Below are 14,950 nucleotides of genomic sequence, written 5' to 3' on the forward strand. Positions count from 1 at the left end.
AGCTGGTCACCGTCGGGTAGGAAAGGGGCATACGGCCAGAATCGGCGGACGGACCGGGTTCGCGTCGGGAAACCCGCCAACGGGACACCGTAAACCGGCCGGTCGCGCCGGGTAAGAGCAAGAGGATCATGTGTACGATTCCTCCGGTCTTGCCCGTTGACATCGTTGTCAGATTCCAACCCTGCTCCGGTGGCCGGCCGACTGTCAATCGCGGTTGCGTCACACCCGCCACGGCTGAGCGGCCACTCAGCTTCCTCAGCGTCGTCCTGGCCGGGACGCCTGGTGGCCCTGCCCGACACACCGCGCCACGGGCCCCGCTCAGTAGTAGTCGTCGATCGGCCGACGCGCCTCCTCGAACAGCGCCGGCCCCTCGTAGCGGACCGGAGGCAGCGGCGGGGTGGCCGGCTTGACCTCCTCGAACTGCTCGCCGGACAGGGCGTACACCACCCGACCGAGGCCGGAGCGGTCGATCGCGGTCGCACACATCGGGCAGGGCTGACAGCTCGTGAACATCGTGGTGCCGGCGGCCGCCTCCGGGGAGAGTTCCCGGGCAGCCCAGCGGGCCAGCTTCAGCTCCGGGTGGGCGGTGATGTCCGAATCCGAGACCACCGTGTTGTGGTCCTCGATCAGGACGACGCCGTCCGCGCCGACCAGCAACGAACCGAACGGTCGTTCGCCGGCGGCCCCCGCCCGGCTGGCGATGTCGACGGCGTGGCGGAGAAACGTCTCGTCCTCAGGTGTCATCCGTCCACGCTAGCCACAGTGGACCCCCACACGCGAACACTGTCGATTCGACACGGTGGATGCCCCAGGATGACCGGATGGATCTACCTGAGGGACTTGCCTGGATACGAGGATCGGCGGTCGGCCGGGCCTGGCTGGCCACCCTCCCGACGTTGCTTGCGGAGTGCACCGAGCGGTGGTCGCTGCGACTGGGCCCGCCCTTCCGGTACGCGTACGCCTCCCTCGCGGTCCCCGCCGACCTGCCCGACGGCACGGCGGCGGTGCTCAAGCTCCAGTTCCCGACCGAGGACAGCCAGCACGAGGCCCACGCGCTGGCCCACTGGGACGGCGACGGCGCGGTCCGGCTGCTCGCGCACGACCCGGACCGACACGCCCTGCTGCTGGAACGCTGCCGACCTGGCACACCGCTGTACGAGCTGCCGATGGACCGGGCACTGGACGCGGCGATCGACGTGCTGCCCCGGCTCTGGCGGCCGGCCGGCGCACCGTTCACCCCGCTCGCCGAGGAGGCCGCCGGCTGGCTCGATCGGATTCCCCGGAGCTGGGAACGGACCGGCCGGCCGTACGAGCGACGACTGCTCGACGCGGCGTGCGCCCTGCTCGTCGACCTGGCGTCGAGCCAGGGCGAGCAGGTGCTCGTCAACCAGGACCTGCACGCCGGCAACGTGCTCGCCGCCGACCGCGAGCCATGGCTGGTGATCGACCCGAAGCCACTGAGCGGCGAGCGGGAGTTCTCGGTCGTACCGCTTGTACGCGGTCAGGAGCTGGGCCACTCGCCGGCCGCCGTCCGGCACCGGCTCGACCGGCTCAGCGCGGAACTGGTGCTGGACGCCGAGCGGGTACGGGGTTGGACGATCGGCCACACGATGGCCTGGAGCATCGACGGGGACGTCGTCTTCCCGCACCAGATCGAGACCGTGCGCTGGCTGCTCGACGGCGAGTAACCTCCGACGGTGGTTCAGGCGGGTTGGCAGGTGCGGCACCAGTAGAGGTTGCGGCCGGCCAGTTCGCCCCGGCTGACCTCGGTGCCGCAGACGTGGCAGAGCCCACCGGCGCGGCGGTAGACGTACACCTCGCCGCCGTGGCGGTCGACCCGCGGCGGTCGCCCCATCACCTCTGGCAGGTGCACGTCGCGGACCGTGTCGATCCGCCCCTGCCGCAGAGCGAGGCGCATCAACTCGACCAGGTCGACCCAGAGCGCGTCCCAACCGGCGCGGGTCAGGTTGCGGCCCGGCATGGTCGGCGACAACCCGGCCCGGAACAGCGCCTCGGTGACGAAGATCAGCCCGGTGCCGGCCACCACCGACTGGTCCAGCAGCAGCGCCGCGAGGGGCGTCGGGCTGCGGGAGATCCGGGCGTACGCCCGCTCGGGGTCGGCGTCGGCACGCAGCGGATCCGGCCCGAGGCGCTCGCGCAGGGCGGTGACCTCGGGCGGGGTGAACAGCTCGCAGGCGGTGGGTCCGCGCAGGTCGAGCCAGTGCCGGTCACTGGCCAGCCGCAGCCGGAGCTGGCCGACCGGATCGGGCGGCGTCCCCGGCCCGTCGGTGAACTTCCCGTACAGGCCGAGGTGCACGTGCAGGGTCAGCTCGTCGGCGTAGTGGTGCAGGAGATGCTTGCCGTACGCCTCGGTGCCCTCCAGGACGGTGCCGGAGAGTCGGGCGGCTCCCTCGGCGAAGCGGCCCTGCGGGCTCGCGGCGTGCAGCTTGTCCCCGGCGAACAACTCGGCGTGCCGGGCCGCCAGGCGATGAATCGTGTGTCCCTCTGGCACGGGTGCCAAGGATAGCCAGCGCGGCGAGCACGACCGGCGGGGCGCGGCCGGTCAGTCCCGCCGGTCGCGTTGATCACCGCGGGCGCGTTGATCGACTCGCGTTCCTGCAAACCGGGGTGTCGCGGTGGGCGGGACACCCCCGTTTGCAGGAAGGCGAGTGGATCACGGGCGAGTGGGCACGGCAAGCGGCGGCGCGGCGGCGGGCCGGGCACGGGCTTGCTGGGCCGTACCCGGGATTGGTGTCAGGAAACGCCCAGGTGGGTATTTCCGGGTCGTACCGCGTGGGTGCCACCCGTTTTCGTCGGCCACCACGCATTAATCAGGAGGTGTGTAGTGGTCAGGATTCCTTCGCTGTCCCGCCGGTCCGAGCCGGCGCCGACGCGGGACGAGAACCTCGACGGCCGCGTCGACGGCCGTGACACCCCGGTCGCCGACCGGGACAGCAGCACGACGGTCACCGACACGGGCCGGTCCGACGACGTCACCGGCCGACCGGTGGTAACCGACCGGGACGCCGACCAGACGACGTACCGCAGCACCACGGCGACCGACGACCAGGCCGGCGCGGCCGAGCGGCGTGCCGCGGAGCGCGCGGCCGTGGCCCGAGCCGCCACCGCCCGCCCGCTGGAGGGCGACTCCCGGCCCGGCGCCACCCGCCCGGCCAGCGTCGCGGCGACCGCCCCGACCGTCGACCGCACCGCCGAGCGCGACACCGATGTCGACCGGGACCGCACGACCGGACGCCCCGAGCGCGACACGGGCCTCGATCGGACGTCCGGGCGGCCCGACCCGACGGACCGCGTCGTCACCGACCGCCCGGTCGACCCGACGCCCGGTCACACCGAGCCGGAGCCGCCGGTGACGCGCGGTCCGAAGCCACGGGCCAGCCTGCTCGCGACCCTCGGCCTCATCGTCTCCGTCGCCGGTGCGCTGTTCGTGCTGACCGGCACCCTGGCCGGGTACGGCATCGGGCTCGGCGCGTTCGGCGCGGTGCTCGCGGTGCTCGGGCTGATGGCCACCCGCCGCCGGCACGTCGCCGGCAAGACCGACGCGCTGTTCGGCGTGCTCATCGGTCTCGCGGCGGTGGTGATCGGCGTGCTGGCGATGACCGGTCAGTTCGACTGGCCGACCACCGACGGCGACTGGGTGCCGCGCTTCCGGGAGTGGCTTGACTCACAGTTTGTGGACCGTTTCTAGCGGGCACTGTTCCGCTCGCCGGTGATGCACCGGCGAAAGACCCGGCGGTTCGCCGGCAGCCCGACCACCCGGTGGTTCACCGGCCGGGCGACACCCTTTCAGGGGCGGCGGTTCGCCGCCCCTGAAGTGTGTCCGGGGCCTGGCAGCTCCCGGTAGGGGACGGCTCGCCGCCCTGCAACGAGACACCTCCGGAGCAGCGCCGGCCCGGCCGTCCTCCGCATCCCGCCGCCCTGTGCGCCGCGCCGGCCTCGGCGGCCCGCCGTCGTCTGCGGCCCGCCGACCCCTATGGCCCGCCGACCTCTGCGGTCCGCCGTCGCCTGCGCCTCGCCGGCACCTACGACCCACAGCCCCTGCGGCTCGCCGTCCCCGCGGCGGGCCCTTTGCTCTGCTTCACCCCACGCACCACCGCACGACGTTCACCGTTGCGTCCGTTGAAGCAGAGCAAAGGCCGCGCACCAGGCCCATGGTGGCGGGTGGCCGGCCGTGGCCCGGAACACGAATCCCGGTGCACGTAGCCCTCGACGCAACGATTCGCAGCTGCACACCGCTCAGACGCAACGAATGTTCGGTCTGCGCAACTCTCGGTGGTGGATCCTGCCGCTGGGGCCGCATAGCGTTGAGCAACGGCGCCAGCCCGTGGGCCACGGAGGCCGGGCGCGCCCGACCCCTGGGAGCAGGACAATGACGATGGACGCCACCAGCCAGCGCCTGTTGATGTGCCGGCCGACGTACTTCGCCGTCGACTACGCGATCAACCCGTGGATGGACCCGAGCGCGCCTGTCGACGCCGCGCTCGCCGTCCGCCAGTGGGAGCAGCTGCGCCAGACGTACCTTGACCTGGGCCACACCGTCGAGGAGATCACTCCGGTGCCCGGCCTGCCCGACATGGTCTTCGCCGCCAACGGCGGCACCGTGATCGACGGCAAGGCGATGGCCGTGCAGTTCCGCGACCCGCAGCGCGCCGACGAGGCGCCGGCCTACCGGGCCTGGTTCGAGGCCGCAGGCTTCGAGATGTACGACCCGAAGCACGTAAACGAGGGCGAGGGCGACGTCCTGCTGGCCGGCGACCACCTGCTGGCCGGCACCGGCTTCCGGACGGCGCACGCCGCGCACGCCCAGTTGCAGGAGGTCTTCGGCTACCCGGTGATCACCATGCAGCTCGTCGACCCGCGCTTCTACCACCTGGACACCGCGCTGACAGTGCTCGACGAGCGGACCGTGGCGTACCTGCCGGAGGCGTTCTCGCCCGGCAGCCAGGCCGTGCTGCGCCGGCTCTTCCCCGACGCGGTGCACGCCACCATGGCCGACGCCGAGGTGCTGGGGCTGAACGCGGTAAGCGACGGACGGCACGTCGTGCTGCCGGCGCAGGCCACCGACCTGGCCGCCAAGCTGCGCGACCGGGGCTACGAGACCATCGGGGTCGACCTGTCCGAGCTACGTAAGGCCGGCGGCGGACCGAAGTGCTGCACGCTGCGACTCCGTCAGGGAAAGGCAAGCAAGTGATCGTGGATGACAAGCTGCGTACGCCGGGAGCGGTCCGGGACGCCGAGCGCTGGACGGCGCACAACTACCACCCGCTGCCGGTGGTGATCTCGTCCGCCGAGGGCGCGTGGCTCACCGACGTGGACGGCAAGCGCTACCTGGACTGCCTGGCCGGCTACTCGGCGCTGAACTTCGGTCACCGGCACCCGCAGCTCATCGCCGCCGCGCACGCCCAACTGGACCGGCTCACGCTTACCAGCCGCGCGTTCATCCACGACCAGTTCGCCGACTTCTGCCGCGAGCTGGCCGAGCTGTGCGGCAAGGACCTCGTGCTGCCGATGAACACCGGCGCCGAGGCGGTGGAGACCGGGATCAAGGTGGCCCGCAAATGGGGCTACCAGGTCAAGGGCGTCACCCCGGGCCAGGCCAACATCGTGGTCGCCGAGGGCAACTTCCACGGCCGGACGACCACCATCGTCAGCTTCTCCACCGACGAGGACGCCCGCGCCAACTTCGGGCCGTACACCCCGGGCTTCACTGTCGTGCCGTACGGCGACCTGGACGCGCTGACCGCCGCGATCGACGAGAACACGGTGGCCGTGCTGCTGGAGCCGATCCAGGGCGAGCAGGGCGTGGTGGTGCCGCCGGAGGGTTACCTGCCCGGCGTACGCCGGGTCTGCACCGAGCGTGACGTGCTGTTCATCGCCGACGAGATCCAGTCGGGTCTGGGGCGTACCGGTCGGACGTTCGCCTGTGACCACGAGGACGTCGTGCCGGACATGTACCTGCTGGGCAAGGCGCTCGGCGGCGGCATCGTGCCGGTGTCCGCGGTGGCCGCGAACGCCGACGTGCTCGGCGTTCTCAAACCCGGCCAGCACGGCTCCACCTTCGGCGGCAACCCCCTCGCCTGCGCGGTGGCCATCGAGGTCGTCCGGCTGCTGGCCACCGGCGAGTTCCAGCGTCGTTCGGCCGAGCTGGGCGAGCGGCTGCGGGCCGGCCTGGAGGGGCTGGTCGGCAAGGGCCTCGTCGGGGTGCGCGTCCGTGGCCTGTGGGCCGGTCTGGACATCGACCCGGCGCTGATGAGCGGGCGGGAGGCGTGCGAGCGGCTCGCCGAGCGCGGCGTGCTCGCCAAGGACACCCACGGCTCCACCATCCGGCTCGCCCCACCGCTGGTGATCACCGAAGAGGAGATCGACCTCGCGGTGGCGCAGCTCGCGGCGGTGCTGGCCGGCTGACGCGGCAGCGACAGGAGGCGGGCGTCGGGGTTCCGACGCCCGCCTTTCCCGTCAGGGGCGGGGCAGGCGCATGGCCATCGTCGGGGCCTCGGCCATCACCGAGGTGGGGGTGAACGGGGCGCCGGTGGGCAGCTCCTCGGCACGGCCGATCTGCACCCCCGGGTACAGCTCGATCATGTCGTTCTCACCCAGCACCCGGGACTGCTGCGGCGCCAGGGGAATCCGGTCCGCCTCGTTCATCGACCCGGCCGGGCGGATACCGGAGCCGTTGGTGCTGACGTCGGTCACGATGACCTCGCCGACCCGCAGCTCGAAGCGGACGTGACCACGGCTGATCCACCGCCGGGCCTCGTCGTTGAGCCACTGACCGAGCATGATCCCGCCGTCCTGCTCGGGCGCCCGGCCGGCCACGATCGGCTGCTCCTCGCTCAGCACGAACCGCCGCCGGACCAGGCCGCCGACGCGCACCGCGAGCACCTCCGTACGCGGACGCGGGCCGCCGTCACCGAGACGCGCGCCGTGTCGGGGGCAGGTCGGTACGCCGTTGCGCAGCGAGGGCGGGGGCTGTGCGGCCGGGCTGCGGTCGGCACCCCCGGCCAGGTCGGCGAAGGCGCCACCCCCACCACCGCCGCCGAACAACGCGCAGCCCGACTCCGGGCAGCGCCACTGCCGGGCCAGCAGCTTCGCCCCGGTCGGCGAACGCGTGCCGGCGACCGGGGCGTGCCCGCCACCGACGTGCGCGATGAACACCGGCCCACCGGCGCCCGGCACCGGAGCGACCACCCGGCCGGGCTGTTCGACCAGCCAGGGGAACCGCCCGCGCAGCCCGTCGAAGCGGACCCGGCTGAGCACCGGCAGACCGAGCAGGTCGGCGACCTCCAGCATCCGGTCACCCGGATTGTCGAGCACCTCGACGAGGCCGTCGTCGGCCCAGCGGCGAACGACCATCCGCTCGTTGGAGGTCAGGTCGGCGTCCGAGAGCAGCGCGCGGTGCACCACGGCGTACACCTGGACGCTGTCCTCCTCCAGTTCGCGGGAGAGCGCGTCGATGACCATGCCGAGGCGCAGCAGGCTCGCCGGCCGGCCGCCGTCGATGTCCTGGTAGCGGATGATCTCGGCCAGGTCGAGCACCGCGCGGGCCAGCGACGGGTCGGTGCAGACCCGCCCCTCGATGGCGTCCAGAACCTTGCTGATCTCGAATCTCATGCCGCACTCCGGACGATGTCGTCGATCCGCCGGGCCAGCTCGATGTCCCGGTGGGTGACCCCGCCGGCCGAGTGCGTGACACAGCGGAAGGTCAGGGTCCGCCATCGGATGTCGATGTCGGGATGGTGGTCGAGCTCCTCGGCCACCGCCGCCACCCGGTCCACCACCGAGATGGCGGCCGGGAAACTGCCGAGCTGGACGGTGCGGCCGATGCCGGTCGGGTCACCCGACCAGTCGGCCAACCCGCCCAGCTCTTTTCGCACCGCGTCCGCGGTGAGCAGGTCTGCCATGACCAGACCCTACCGGTGGCGGATCCGACGGGCGGGAGACGCCACCGGTCACGGAGACACCGGCGGGGCGGCATCATCGGATGCCGCCCCGCCGATCGGTCACACGTCGGTTCGTTCAGCCGCGCAGCGGCCGGCCCACGTCGTGCAGGTGGCCGAGCGCCTGCCGGTACGACTCGATCAGCCCGGTCTCCGCGTACGAGATGCCCTGCTCGACGCAGTAGGCGCGGACGATCGGCTGCGCCCGGCGCAGGTTCGCCCGGGGCATGTTCGGGAACAGGTGGTGCTCGATCTGGTAGTTGAGCCCGCCCAGCGCGGTGTCGACCAGCCGGCTGCCCCGCACGTTGCGTGAGGTCAGCACCTGCTTGCGCAGGAAGTCCAGCTCGTCCTCGGCGGTCGGCATCGGCATGCCCTTGTGGTTCGGCGCGAACGCGCAGCCCATGTAGAGGCCCCACAGCCCCTGGTGCACGGCGGCGAAGACCAGCGCCTTGCCCGGCGACATGACCGCCAACAGCAGCGCGACGTAGCCGACGGTGTGTGCGAGGAGCAGCCCGGCCTCGACCACGCGGTGCCGCATCGGGGTCGCGTACCGGCCGCTCTGCTCCCGGCCGATGATCGCCCGGATGCTCGCCACGTGCAGGCTCAGGCCCTCCAGGAAGAGCAGCGGGAAGAAGAAGTACGCCTGCCGGCTGGCCATCCAGCGGTGTGCGCCCCGGGTCTCCACGGCCTGCTCGGGAGTCCACACCAGGGCGCCCGCGCCGACGTCCGGGTCCTCGTCCTCGTGGTTAGGGTTGGCGTGGTGCCGGTTGTGCTTGTCGACCCACCAGCCGTAGCTGATCCCCACCGCCGCGTTGCCGGCGACCAGCCCCACGACCTCGCTGGGTCCGCGTCGACGGAACATCTGGCGGTGCCCGGCGTCGTGACCGAGGAACGCGACCTGGGTGGTGGCCACCGCCATCACGGCCGCGAGCGCCACCTGCCACCAGGAGTCGCCGACCAGGAACACGGCGACCCAGCCGGCCACGAAGGCGCCGAGGGTGAGCACGAGGCGGGCAACGTACGAGGCAGGGCGCCGCTCCAGCAGGCCGGCCTGACTGATTCGTCGGGACAACTGTGCGTAGTCACTACCCCGCCGTCGTACCGGCGGTTCCGCCACCGCTCCGAGCGCCATTACTGCTCCCGTTCCGCTTGCGCCCAAACCGGGATGGTTCGGGTTCACTGTGAGTCTCCCCGCATCGATTGCGCTGAGTAACCCTGACAACCCCCGAATGGGGGGTAGGGCGAGCCCTACCCCCGGCCTCGGTTCAGCCCAGCCGGCCCACTGCGGCGCGTAGTCGGGCCAGGTCGCGACGCCGCCGTTCGTAGCTGGCGGCCAGCCCGATCAGCGCCAACCCGCCAGTGCCCAGGTAGATCCATCGGGGCAGCAGGTCCCAGCCACGGGCCACCTCGTGCAGCGCCAGGACCGCCAGCGCCCCACCGCCGAGCAGCACCGGGGCCTGCCAGCGGCGGGTGGCGCCGGCCAGCACCACGCCCAGCGCCGCCCCGCCGAGCAGCAACCGTCGCCACGGCTGCGGGTCCGGCCCGGCCAGCACCGCCACCAGGCTCGGCAGCAGCGCCGCGACGAGCCCCGGGCCGAGCGCCGGCCAGCTCGTCAGTCCCGGCCGCACCCGCAACGCCAGCAGCCCCGCGCCGAGGGCGAGCGCCGCAGCCGGCAGGGTGTACGCCTCCAGCACCGTCACCCCACCGGCGGCGAGCAGCACCCACGCCCCGAGCAGCTCGCTGGTCCCGGCGATGGCGGCGAACCGCCACCGTCGACCGGCCGGCTCCCCCCAGCGCAGCAGCCGCAGCGCGACGGCCGCACCCCACAGCACACAGACGGTCGCGAGGTGTCGCGCCGTCGCGACGGTGAGGACCGCCGCCACCACCGCCACCGCCTGCGCGGCGGCGTCCAGCACCCGCCCGACCGGCGTCGGCACCGTTGACCGCCGGCTGGTCGCGACGCCAACCGCGACCGACCGCGCCGGGCTGGCCGCGGCGGCGGCGAGGATCAGCGCGGCCACCCCCAGCAGCGGGTACGCCGCCGCTCGCAACGGCTGTCCGTCGGCGATCGGAGCGGTCACCGCCAGCGCGCACGCCGCCCCCACCGCCGCGAGGCAGGCGACGACGCGCACCTCGACCAGCCGCGCCCCGGCGGCGACGACCACCGCCGCCACCAGCAGCGTGCTCTCGGCCGCGAGCGTGCCGGACCGGGTGACCAGGAGCCCCGTCACGCCGGCCGCGACAAGCACCGCCCCCACGGGCACGGCGATCGACGCGAGCGTCGGGCGGGGCGCCACCAGCGCGGCGAGCAGCAGCGTGGACACCCCGGCGAGCAGGATGGCGGCCGGCTGCACCGGCCAGGGCACACCTGTCGCGACGAGCAGGACCGGCAACGCGGCGGCGGCGAACGGCAGGCCGGCCAGCAGCGGCGGACGCACCCGCAGACCAGCCAGCGCCGCGGCCACCGCCAACGCGACGAGCGCCAGCCCGGTGGGGACCAGCCCTCGATCGGCGACGACAGTCGGCGCACCCGACCAGACCTGCCATCTGCCGTACGGGGCGATCAGCGCGACGAGCACCGCCGGCAGTGCGGTCAGCGCCGCGACCGCCGCCAGCACGACACCCGACGCCCCCAGCACGCGCCCGACCGCCGACGGCTCCCCGATTGCCGAGCGCTCCCCCGGCGCGCCCGGCCCGCCCAGCTCGTCGCCGGTCGCCGGCAGGCCCCAGCGGGCGACGAGCGCGACGCCCAGCGCCGCCAACGCGGCGTACAGCGTCACGGGCTCGTCCCCCGCCGCCACCAGCGGCGCGACCCCGGCCGCGAGCACCGCGACCACGGCGCCCGTGACCGCGTACTCGATCAGGTCTGCCCGGTGGCGACGCACCGCGAGCACCGCGACCAGCGAGAGCCCGGCGGCGCCCAGGGCGGCCCGGGTTTGCCACCAGGGCGGCGCGCCGGCGGCGAAGAGCGCCACCGCGGCGATGCCGGGCAGCGTGAGCTGCGCGATCAGCAGTCCCGCGCCCGACACCCGGCGGTACGTCGTCTCACCCCGCCGCGACGCCAGCGCCACCCCGAGCACGGCGCTGGCGCCCAGCACCACCACGACCCCGACCGGATCGGCCAGGGCCACCAGCAGCGCGTGCCCGACCAGGACGGCGCCGCCGAGCGCCCAGCCCAGCAGCGTGGCCGGGCGGGACGCCGGTCGAGCCAGCACGGCGAGCACCAGCGCGACCCCACCCACCAGGTCGACGGCCACCACCGTCGCCCACGACGCCGTCCAGCCCGCCGGCACGGCGAGCAGCACCGCCACCGCACCGGCCGAAGCCAGCAGCGCCCACCCGCGGCGCGGCAGCAGCGACGCCGTCGCGCCCAACGCCAGCGCCACGGCGGGCGCCACCTGCCAGCCCCAGCTCAGGTCCGGCCCCCACCCGGCCCCGTGCCACGGCGGCAGCGACCGGACGACGGCGGCGACCGCCAGCACACACGCGATCACCGCGGCGAGCTGCGCCGTCCCCGCCGCCACCAGCAGCGATCCGGCACGCGGCCCGGCCCGCCAACTCGTCGGCAGCAGCCGCACCGCCCCGGCCAGGACGAGCGCCACCGTGGCCGCCGCGAGCAACAGCAGCGACGGGCGCAGCTCACCCACCGGACGCAGCAGCGCGGCGGCGAGCACCGGAACCAGCAGCCCTCCGGTCACCGCCCGCGCCGCCGAGCCACCGACAAGCAGCGCCGCGCCGAGAGCAGTCAGCGCGACCAGCAGCAGCGGCGCTCCGGCCAGCAACGGCGACCCCGCCGCCCGCCCCAGCAGCAACGGCACCAGGGCACACGCCGCGGCACCGACAAGCGCGCCGACGTGACAGGCCCCGGCGAACACCCGACCGGAGAACCGGCCCGCCCCGTCCCCGTCGCGCAGGGCGACAAGCACCGCCAGGTTCAGCAGGGCCACCCCGAGCAGCACCAGCGCCCAGCCGGCCGCGCCGGGCTCGGCCCGCACCGCGAGCAACGGCAGCACCGGCTGCGCCGCCAGCAGGCCGGCGAACCAGGGACCGGTCAACCCGCTCAACCGGCCGTACGCCACGGCGACCGCCGCGCTGGCCCCCCCGACCAGCGCGGCGTACCGGGTACCCGGCCAACCGGCCACCCCGGCCAGGTCCACCGACCAGGCGGCGTACCCGTCCAGCAACACCAGCAGCAGCCCCACGGCGGCGAACGTCTCCGCCGTCCCCCGCAACCCCCGGCGCACCGCCAGCAACGGACCGGCCAGAACGAGCGCCGTGACCGCCGCCAGGATCAGCGCCCGGCCACCGACCCCCACGGACGCCCAGGCCACCGCCGTGAAGACCACGGCCGCGGTGCCGAGCAGCAGTCCACCGAGGACGAACAGCAACCCCTGCACCGTCCGGGTCGACGTCTCCGCCGATCCGGGCGGCGCGTGCTCCACCGCGACACCGGGCGCGGTGGACGCGACGACCGGTGCCGGCCCGACGACAGGCGCCCCCGCCGCCAGCCCCGCGCGGACGACCGCCGCCAGCTCGGCCCGCCGCCGCGAGGTGGCCGCCAGCAGGCCGGCCAACTCGGTGTACGTCCGATGTGCCCGCTCCACCTCCGGACCGAGCCGATCCACCTCCCGCCCCAGTCGGACCACCTCGGCCGCGACCGGGTCCGGCGGGCGGCGGCAGCCGGCGCACCCGGCGCTCAGGTCGGCCGGGGCGCCGCAGGCGGGGCAGGGATAGCGGGTGTCGTCCACCCGGTCATCATCGAGAAACCGGCGGGCAACGGCACAGAGTGCGCGTACCTAGGGTCGGGTGTGGTCGTGCACCCAGGCGGCGTACCCGGGGTCGCCACTGTCCACCCGCGACACCAGGATCTCCGGAACCTCGTACGGGTGGCTGGCCCGGATCTGGTCCACCAGCGCGGCCAACCGGTCCGGTGCGGTCTTGAACTGCACGGACCACTCGGTGCTCGTCTCCACCCCGGAACGCCACCAGTAGGTGCTGTCCACCTGACCGCCGACCTGGGCACAGGCGGCGAGCCGCCCGGCGACGGCCGCGGCCGCCAGCACGTCCGCAACCGAACGCGCATCCACCACCGTCGTCACCACGCTGATCTGGTCCACGAGCGCACCCTACGCGGCACCGTCCCGATTGGCCGCGATCCACGTGTCAATCTGCGCCCACCAGTCGAAGAGCCAGTCGATGCGCTGCTGCCGTCCGGTCGGCACCTCCTCCGGGGGCACCGACCAGAACCGCATCACGATCCGCTTGTCCATGGGCAGCTCCCGCCACACATCGGCGACGGTGAGCATCCGGTCCAGTCCGGTGTGGGCGACGAAGATGACCCCGGCGTCCGGGGCCGCGTCCAACGCGGCGAGTACTCCGCCGGGCTGCGGGGCGAGCACGTGGCGCATCCGTTCGGCGCGCTGCGCCATCCGTTCCAGGCCGAGGGAACGCAGCCGGGCGATGGCCCGCAGTCGCCGCTTGGGGGTGAAGTTGCCGCCCTCCGGGAAGATCACGAAGGCGTCGTTGTCGTCCAGGCCGGTGGCCAGGTGCCCGACCTGGCGTACGGTCTCCTCGCCGCGCTCCGGCGTGGGCGCGATGAACCGGTTGGGCAGGCGGTTGAGCAGCACGTCGATCGCCGGATCCCACTGGAGGCTGTCCTTGAGCACGATCCGCGGCTCCCGGTGGAACCAGTTGACCAGCCCGTGGATCAGGATGAACGAGTCACCAGGGCCGGCGTGCCGGCTCAGCACCAGCTCCGGCCGGCCGGGCAGCGCGGTGTCCGGGTCCGTGCCGACCACGTCGATGTGCAGCCGCAGCGACCAGCGGGCCTGCCAGAACAGCGCCCGCAGGAACCAGCCGGCCAGCACGTAGTGGGCACGCTGGAAGGCCGGTGACCGGCTGCGCCAGCCGAAGCCGGACGCCAGCCACAGGACGAACAACGCGAGCAGCGCGGCGGCGTCCCAGACCAGGTAGACGCAGCCGATCCAGAGCAGGCGCAGGGGGCGTAGCCGGCCCGGGACCAGCGGCGAGGCGGCCGCCGCGAGCAGCGCCCAGACCGGCAGCGTGGTCACCACGGCGATCGCGAGCAGCACCACGCCGGGGGCGATCAGCAGCCGCCGCAGCCACCTGGGGGGCAGCGGCATCAGCGCTCCACGTTGGTGGCGAGGTAGCGGCGCGAAGCGGTGTACGCCCGGCTGATCCGCCGGCCCACCGCCGCCATGTCCCGGTACGCCCACGGCGTGTCGTCGCGTGGGTTCAGCCCACCTGTCGGCAGGACGTGCACCTCCACTCCCTCGGGCAGCGCGGCCATCTCCCGGAAGAAGCGGTGTCGGCGGGATATCTCGAACGCGACCTGCGCGATCTCCCACGGCCGTCGGGGTGGCGTCAGCTCCCGTTCGATCCGGCCCACCTGGAGGACGAAGATCTGGCCGGCGCCCGCGGCCACCGCCTCGCCGATCGGGATGGAGTTCACGATGCCGCCGTCGACGTAGTGCGCGCCGTCGATCTCGGTGGGCGGGAGCAGGCCCGGCACCGAGGCCGACGCCAGCACGGCCGGCACCACCGGGCCGGTGGAGAACCAGTGCTCGGCGGCCCGCTCGATGTGCGCGGCGCAGCAGCGGAACGGCACCCGCAGGTCGGCGAAGGTCGTGTCCACGCCCAGTTCGGATTCCAGCAGCCGGCGCAGCGGCCGGGGCGAGTGCAGGTGGGTACGGGCCGCGAAGCGGCGCAGTTGTCGGGCGACCGAGTCGCCGTACACCTCGCTGGCCTCGGGTGAGGCCCAGAGGCGTACCAGCCGGTCGGTCACCGCCTCGGACGGATCGGCGGCGACCAACGCGCCGTTGACCGCGCCGATCGAGGTGCCGAGCACCATGTCGGGTTGGATGCCGGCGCGGAACAGGGCCCGCAGCATGCCCACCTCGACGGCGCCGAGCACCCCGCCGCCACCGAGCACGAACGCCACCGGTCCCCCCGCCATGTCCCCATCCTGGCAC

13 protein-coding genes are annotated in these 14,950 nt (G+C 73.8%); 4 read left to right on the forward strand and 9 right to left on the reverse strand.

What is annotated here, in order from left to right:
• Nucleotides 1-318 precede the first annotated feature (318 nt).
• Entirely contained in the window at nt 319-744 is a 426-nt protein-coding gene (locus MILUP08_RS29245) for a nucleoside deaminase (protein ID WP_007464625.1), read from the reverse strand.
• Nucleotides 745-821: 77 nt separating this feature from the next.
• Here MILUP08_RS29245 and MILUP08_RS29250 point away from each other — a divergent pair, with 77 nt between their 5' ends.
• A complete protein-coding gene (locus MILUP08_RS29250; protein ID WP_007464627.1) occupies nt 822-1,688 on the forward strand; it encodes an aminoglycoside phosphotransferase family protein in 867 nt (288 codons plus the stop codon).
• A gap of 14 nt (nt 1,689-1,702) precedes the next feature.
• Here MILUP08_RS29250 and MILUP08_RS29255 read toward each other — a convergent pair whose 3' ends face one another.
• The gene (locus MILUP08_RS29255; protein WP_007464628.1) at nt 1,703-2,512 is read right to left on the reverse strand and encodes an Fpg/Nei family DNA glycosylase; all 810 of its coding nucleotides are present in this window, start codon (nt 2,510-2,512) and stop codon (nt 1,703-1,705) included.
• A gap of 333 nt (nt 2,513-2,845) precedes the next feature.
• On the opposite strand from MILUP08_RS29255, the gene MILUP08_RS37225 reads away from it, so the two are divergent.
• The 3 genes from MILUP08_RS37225 (at nt 2,846) to rocD (ending at nt 6,426) form a co-directional block, all read left to right on the forward strand.
• A complete protein-coding gene (locus tag MILUP08_RS37225; RefSeq protein WP_007464630.1) occupies nt 2,846-3,709 on the forward strand; it encodes a sulfite exporter TauE/SafE family protein in 864 nt (287 codons plus the stop codon).
• Between the two features lie 687 nt (nt 3,710-4,396).
• Complete coding sequence (ddaH, locus tag MILUP08_RS29265) at nt 4,397-5,212, forward strand: dimethylargininase (protein WP_181518433.1); 816 nt, start codon at nt 4,397-4,399, stop codon at nt 5,210-5,212.
• Nucleotides 5,212-6,426: an ornithine--oxo-acid transaminase gene (gene rocD / locus MILUP08_RS29270; protein WP_193376650.1), complete on the forward strand. Its 1,215-nt coding sequence runs from the start codon at nt 5,212-5,214 to the stop codon at nt 6,424-6,426. Before ddaH ends, rocD begins: the two co-directional genes overlap by 1 nt.
• A 51-nt stretch (nt 6,427-6,477) precedes the next feature.
• Here rocD and MILUP08_RS29275 read toward each other — a convergent pair whose 3' ends face one another.
• From MILUP08_RS29275 to MILUP08_RS29305, 7 genes are all read right to left on the reverse strand, one after another.
• The gene (locus MILUP08_RS29275) at nt 6,478-7,632 is read right to left on the reverse strand and encodes an FHA domain-containing protein (RefSeq protein WP_007464639.1); all 1,155 of its coding nucleotides are present in this window, start codon (nt 7,630-7,632) and stop codon (nt 6,478-6,480) included.
• Nucleotides 7,629-7,922: a 4a-hydroxytetrahydrobiopterin dehydratase gene (locus MILUP08_RS29280; protein WP_007464640.1), complete on the reverse strand. Its 294-nt coding sequence runs from the start codon at nt 7,920-7,922 to the stop codon at nt 7,629-7,631. Before MILUP08_RS29280 ends, MILUP08_RS29275 begins: the two co-directional genes overlap by 4 nt.
• A 115-nt stretch (nt 7,923-8,037) precedes the next feature.
• Nucleotides 8,038-9,090 carry a fatty acid desaturase family protein gene (locus MILUP08_RS29285; RefSeq protein ID WP_007464643.1) on the reverse strand — a complete coding sequence of 351 codons (1,053 nt, stop codon included), beginning with the start codon at nt 9,088-9,090 and terminating at the stop codon, nt 8,038-8,040.
• A 133-nt stretch (nt 9,091-9,223) separates the two neighbouring features.
• The gene (locus tag MILUP08_RS29290) at nt 9,224-12,706 is read right to left on the reverse strand and encodes an SCO7613 C-terminal domain-containing membrane protein (protein WP_007464645.1); all 3,483 of its coding nucleotides are present in this window, start codon (nt 12,704-12,706) and stop codon (nt 9,224-9,226) included.
• Nucleotides 12,707-12,754: 48 nt separating this feature from the next.
• Nucleotides 12,755-13,075, reverse strand: coding sequence for a divalent-cation tolerance protein CutA (gene cutA / locus MILUP08_RS29295; RefSeq protein WP_007464647.1), 321 nt, complete (start codon nt 13,073-13,075; stop codon nt 12,755-12,757).
• Between the two features lie 9 nt (nt 13,076-13,084).
• Nucleotides 13,085-14,101: a 1-acyl-sn-glycerol-3-phosphate acyltransferase gene (locus MILUP08_RS29300; RefSeq protein ID WP_007464649.1), complete on the reverse strand. Its 1,017-nt coding sequence runs from the start codon at nt 14,099-14,101 to the stop codon at nt 13,085-13,087.
• On the reverse strand, nt 14,101-14,934 hold the full coding sequence (locus MILUP08_RS29305; RefSeq protein WP_007464651.1) for a patatin-like phospholipase family protein: 834 nt from the start codon (nt 14,932-14,934) through the stop codon (nt 14,101-14,103). The genes MILUP08_RS29300 and MILUP08_RS29305 overlap by 1 nt, the downstream gene beginning before the upstream one ends.
• Nucleotides 14,935-14,950: the final 16 nt, after the last annotated feature.

Origin of the sequence: Micromonospora lupini str. Lupac 08 (genome assembly GCF_000297395.2) — a bacterium.
GTDB lineage: Bacteria > Actinomycetota > Actinomycetes > Mycobacteriales > Micromonosporaceae > Micromonospora > Micromonospora lupini.

Coding starts and splice junctions, on each gene's coding strand:
- MILUP08_RS29280 (WP_007464640.1), bottom strand. CDS start 7,922: ATGGCAGACCTGCTCACCGCGGACGCGGTGCGAAAAGAGCTGGGCGGG.
- MILUP08_RS29245 (WP_007464625.1), bottom strand. CDS start 744: ATGACACCTGAGGACGAGACGTTTCTCCGCCACGCCGTCGACATCGCC.
- MILUP08_RS29305 (WP_007464651.1), bottom strand. CDS start 14,934: ATGGCGGGGGGACCGGTGGCGTTCGTGCTCGGTGGCGGCGGGGTGCTC.
- MILUP08_RS29300 (WP_007464649.1), bottom strand. CDS start 14,101: ATGCCGCTGCCCCCCAGGTGGCTGCGGCGGCTGCTGATCGCCCCCGGC.
- ddaH (WP_181518433.1), top strand. CDS start 4,397: ATGGACGCCACCAGCCAGCGCCTGTTGATGTGCCGGCCGACGTACTTC.
- MILUP08_RS29250 (WP_007464627.1), top strand. CDS start 822: ATGGATCTACCTGAGGGACTTGCCTGGATACGAGGATCGGCGGTCGGC.
- MILUP08_RS29275 (WP_007464639.1), bottom strand. CDS start 7,632: ATGAGATTCGAGATCAGCAAGGTTCTGGACGCCATCGAGGGGCGGGTC.
- MILUP08_RS29285 (WP_007464643.1), bottom strand. CDS start 9,090: ATGGCGCTCGGAGCGGTGGCGGAACCGCCGGTACGACGGCGGGGTAGT.